Consider the following 4,971-nt stretch of genomic DNA (forward strand, 5'->3'; position numbering starts at 1 on the left):
GGAGCCAGTGCTGATACTAATCAGCATCTGGGCCGTTGTTCAAGTTAAGCGGTGCACTTCCGGTTTGAATCCAAGCAATTTTTAAAACACAGTGCTTTGCTAGTTGTACTTCTGATCGTAATTTTTGCGTTCAACGTCTATTCCTGCAGTAGCATGCAGGGTGTACTGCATGACCCACCAGATAGAGATATGCGTAAACAATTTACGACATAGAGTTATTTCACCTGACAATATGCAGGCTGTGTGTGTGTGTGTAGAAAGGACTGGCGATCTTAAAGAAAACTATGCAGCATTGACCATAATATCAGGTTTACCCACCAGTAATCAACTCGGAAAGCTTTGGACTGATAAGGGGATCCCCTCACATCTGGACGGTTATAATTAACCATAATATTTCACTGAAAACCAATAACTAACACTATCACAATCGAAGGTCACCAGTTCTATGGCTAATATTGAGTTTAGAGTAAACTCAGCTCATGGTGAACTTCGAATGCTTTACATAATACGCTTTCTAACGGCGTTTTCTTGCTTATGCTCCCAGCCTACAATCTCACTTGATGGACGACTGCGCCTGCTCCAGGAATGCTTGGATGTAGTCTATGTCGGCGTCTTCTTGGCGGACGCCTAGGTAGATTTTCTTTTGCACGCCTATCTTACCTAACTTCACTGGGTGAATGTCATATCTCTCAGAGAATTCGTTCACCATCCAGCGCGGCAATGCGGTGACGCCTCGGTCACAGGCGACCTTCTGGATCATGATTTCGGTGGTTTCGATCAGCTTCTGTCTTTTCACTGTCCGCCCTACAGGAGTGAGGAAGTCAGAAAAGATATCCAACCTATCTGAACACACTGGATAGGTGAATAAGGTTTCTTCCCCTAAGTCTTCAGGCTCTACATGATCATAATCCTTATAAGGATGCTGCCCACTCACTACCAAAACCTGTTCGTAGTCGAACACGGGAACAAATTTTAGCTGCCTCTTGAGAACTGGGTCAGGTGTAACAATGATGTCGATTTCATGAGCTAACAACGCCTCCATGGCGGCGAACTGAAATCTCTGGATGACATCTAAATCGACCGACGGCCAATCCTTTAGGTAGGAATTAGTAATAGTCTGTAGCCATTTATAGCAAGGATGGCACTCCATCCCAATTCTAAGCAAGCCACGCTCACCTCTACTAAATTGCACAAGCTGGCTCTCGGTGCGGAGAAATTGTGGGATGAGACGCCTCGCAGTATTGAGTAAATGTTGACCAGCTTGTGTCGGGAAGAGCTGCCTGCCCTTTCTTTGCCAGATTTGCACACCTAGTTGATCCTCTAGTTTGCGGATACTATGACTCAATGCTGATTGAGTGAGATGTAGTGACTCAGCTGCAGCCGTCATGCTGCCTTCTTTTTCTACAGCGAGGATAATCTCTAGATGTATGCGCTCTAAATATGTCATAGCTATGCATGATATTTACTCATGGATTGATGAGTAACCACCATTTTTATTCATCGGTCAATCCTGTTATGGTCAACCATCAAAGCAAAAGGAAGCAGAGAATTCCTATGCTCAGTGCTCGCCGAGCGACATTTCAAAGAAAATAAACAAAGCAATGAACACACTAGAGTCTCAAGAAAAAGAATACCAGATTAGCTCCAAAAGCGATTTCAGCTACAGTATCAAGACAATTTGTTTCGATGAAGACTATCAGCCTTCCGACAACACACGCATCACAACCAACTTTGCCAATCTCGCACGAGGTGAAAGCCGACTAGAAAACTTGCGAAGCACATTGAGAATGGTGAATAGCCGCTTCAATGCTCTGGCAGCTTGGGATAACCCTACGGCGGACAGATACTCGGTCGAACTAGAAATCGTCTCAGTAGATGTCGATATAAAAGGAAATGGACAAAACTTCCCCTCCATTGAGATTCTCAAAACCAGCATTTTTGACCATAAAACTAATAAGCAAATTGAAGGAATTGTAGGAAACAACTTCTCCTCTTACGTTCGTGACTATGATTTTAGTGTGCTACTCCCAGCTCACATCAAAGCTCAAGAGAGATTTTGCATTCCCGCAAATTTTGGGGAGCTCCATGGAAAGCTCTTCCAAGACTTCATCACCTCAGAAACGTACCAGGAGAACTTTAGTAAACCACCTGTCATATGTCTCAGCGTTTCGGACAAGAAGACCTACCACCGCACACACAACCAACACCCATTGTTAGGCGTCGAATACCAACCAAACGAGTCTTCTCTAACCGAGCAATACTTTAAGAAAATGGGCTTTGACGTCCGCTACTTCATGCCACCTAACAGCGTGGCTCCACTAGCGTTTTACTTCTTCGGAGATCTGCTCAGCGACTACACGAACCTAGAACTTATCAGCACGGTCAGCACGATGGAGACGTTCCAGAAGATCTACCGACCAGAAATCTACAACGCCAACTCAGTTGCCGGAAATCAATACCAGCCTAATCTAACACACCCAGACCACTCGCTCACCCCAATCGTCTATGACCGTGAGGAGCGTAGCCAGTTGGCAGTGAAACAGGGAAAGTTCACTGAAGAAGCCTTCATCAAACCTTACGAGTCCATCCTCACACAATGGACTGAAGCTTGCGCGATTTAACCTCATGTGGTGTGCGTGTGCCTCAACACCGTTCACCTAAATTCTTTCAAAAAAAACTACTCACCATTGTATTATGCAAACACTATTCCCGACTTCCACCACCGGAAGCCTACCTAAACCCTCTTGGATCGCTGAACCAGAAAAGCTATGGTCACCGTGGAAGTTACAAGGCTCAGAACTCACTTACGGTAAACTCGACGCCCTACGCGTGTCTATTCAAGAGCAACAAAATGCTGGACTGGATATAATTTGTGATGGCGAGCAAACACGACAGCACTTCGTAACTACGTTCATTGAGCAGCTCGATGGAGTTGACTTCGAGCAGCGCGAGACGGTGAAAATCCGCGACCGCTACGATGCCAGCGTACCAACAGTCGTCGGTTCCGTAAGTCGGCCAAAGCCGGTATTCATTGAGGACGCAAAGTTTTTGCGCCAACAGACGACTCAACCGATCAAATGGGCACTGCCTGGACCGATGACTATGGTAGACACTCTCTACGACGCACATTACAAGGACCGCGAAACACTCGCCTGGGAATTTGCCAAACTTCTCAACCAAGAAGCAAAAGAGATCGAGGCTGCGGGCGTTGACATTATCCAGTTTGATGAGCCCGCATTTAACGTGTTTTTCGACGAAGTGAATGCATGGGGTATCACCTGCTTGGAGAAAGCTATCGAAGGTCTCAAGTGTGAAACTGCCGTACATATTTGCTATGGCTACGGAATCAAGGCGAACAATGACTGGAAGAAGTCGTTGGGATCAGAGTGGCGACAGTATGAAGAGATCTTCCCAAAACTCCAGCAATCCCACATAGATATTGTCTCGCTCGAGTGCCAGAACTCCCATGTACCGATCGAACTGATCGAGTTGATTCGAGGCAAAAAGGTCATGGTCGGCTCTATTGATGTGGCGAGCGATACCATAGAAACACCGGAAGAAGTAGCGGCAACGATTCGCGAAGCACTTAAATATGTGGACGCCGACAAGCTCTACCCGACCACTAATTGCGGAATGGCTCCCCTGTCACGTGAAGTTGCTAGAGATAAACTCAATGCCTTGTCGGCTGGTGCCGCAATCGTGCGAGCAGAACTCGCTTCCACCTACACATACTAACTTTTTCTAACTACAGACCACAAAAATGCCACAAAAAACCCTTGTTGAAGAGTTGGTCAAATTTCTGTTTAAACTGCGAATTCTATACCCCCCTCTTCCACTCTCTGAGCATTCGCGGACACCTTGGTGAAGATTGTCATCGAATAATATGATCGAATTTATAGAAAACAACCTCCACTCCCTTTTGGGATTGGTGGCGACAGGAGTATTCGCTGGCCTTTTAGCAGGGTTGCTAGGAGTCGGCGGCGGCATCATCATTGTACCGGTGCTGTTTTTTCTATTCCAAAGCTATGGGGTATCGGCAGAATCCGCAATGGCAATAGCAACGGCTACTTCACTTGCCACAATCATCCCTACTTCGATTAGCTCGATCCGTTCTCACCACCGAAAAGGTAATGTGGACTTTGGGCTCATCAAGAGCTGGGCGGTATTTATCCTTATTGGTGTAATTACTGGGAGTTGGCTAGTGACGCGCGTTGATGGAACTTGGCTCACTGGCCAGTTTGGTGTGATAGCGACCCTATCCGCACTCAACATGCTGCTAAGAACAGGTAAACCTGTTCTCTTCCAACAATTGCCCGGTAGATATGGACAGACAATGATGGCAAGCTCTATTGGCTTTTTCAGCTCAATGGTTGGGATCGGAGGTGGCACAATCTCAGTCCCCTTACTGACTATCTGTAACTACCCAGCCCATAAGGCCGTGGGAACTGCCGCTGCAATAGGGCTAATCATTTCGTTACCAGGTACGCTAACAATGCTGGCATTTGGTATCTCACCAGATGATGCTCCAGCGGGCACATTGGGATTAGTCAATCTATTCGGCTTGGTTTGCATTGTCCCGCTAACCGTAATCTTCGCTCCTGTCGGCGCATCACTAGCAGCCAAATTGGATGCATTAAAACTCAAAAAGGTCTTTGCAGTGGTATTGCTGATCACAGGTCTACGAATGTTAGCCCAACTATACCTATAAGCTAGCTCCGCATGTGAGCGCCTATGAACGAGATCCTATTAGCCTCCCGCACTCATTTTATTCCTAGAATCTCAACCAAACAAGGAGGTGGCTATTTTTACAACTCTACTATGTGCTCTTTCCCATTCGCTGGAATCTCAGGACGCGGTTCATCATTTTATCGCCTTCGAGCAACTACTTATAGGTGAAGTGGTCTCCTAAACGTTGCCAGTGATTTGCAGTTTATATTGAAATCCTGACAGCTCTATCGATGACGAGTTATT

Annotated in this window: 4 protein-coding genes; 3 read left to right on the forward strand and 1 reads right to left on the reverse strand. The window is 46.3% G+C overall.

Going from position 1 to position 4,971, the window contains the following annotated elements; translation table 11 throughout:
* Positions 1-553: 553 nt before the first annotated feature.
* On the reverse strand, positions 554-1,447 hold the full coding sequence (locus ABGY95_RS07590; RefSeq protein ID WP_347441086.1) for a LysR family transcriptional regulator: 894 nt from the start codon (positions 1,445-1,447) through the stop codon (positions 554-556).
* Positions 1,448-1,601: 154 nt separating this feature from the next.
* Here ABGY95_RS07590 and ABGY95_RS07595 point away from each other — a divergent pair, with 154 nt between their 5' ends.
* The 3 genes from ABGY95_RS07595 (at position 1,602) to ABGY95_RS07605 (ending at position 4,708) form a co-directional block, all read left to right on the forward strand.
* The gene (locus ABGY95_RS07595; RefSeq protein WP_347441087.1) at positions 1,602-2,621 is read left to right on the forward strand and encodes a DUF1852 domain-containing protein; all 1,020 of its coding nucleotides are present in this window, start codon (positions 1,602-1,604) and stop codon (positions 2,619-2,621) included.
* A gap of 73 nt (positions 2,622-2,694) precedes the next feature.
* Positions 2,695-3,735, forward strand: coding sequence for a methionine synthase (locus ABGY95_RS07600; protein WP_347441088.1), 1,041 nt, complete (start codon positions 2,695-2,697; stop codon positions 3,733-3,735).
* A 148-nt stretch (positions 3,736-3,883) separates the two neighbouring features.
* Positions 3,884-4,708 (forward strand): sulfite exporter TauE/SafE family protein, encoded by an 825-nt coding sequence (locus tag ABGY95_RS07605; protein WP_347441089.1) that lies wholly within the window; start codon positions 3,884-3,886, stop codon positions 4,706-4,708.
* Positions 4,709-4,971 lie beyond the last annotated feature (263 nt).

Source organism: Rubritalea sp. (genome assembly GCF_039830215.1).
In the GTDB taxonomy this organism is placed as follows: Bacteria; Verrucomicrobiota; Verrucomicrobiia; order Verrucomicrobiales; family Akkermansiaceae; genus Rubritalea.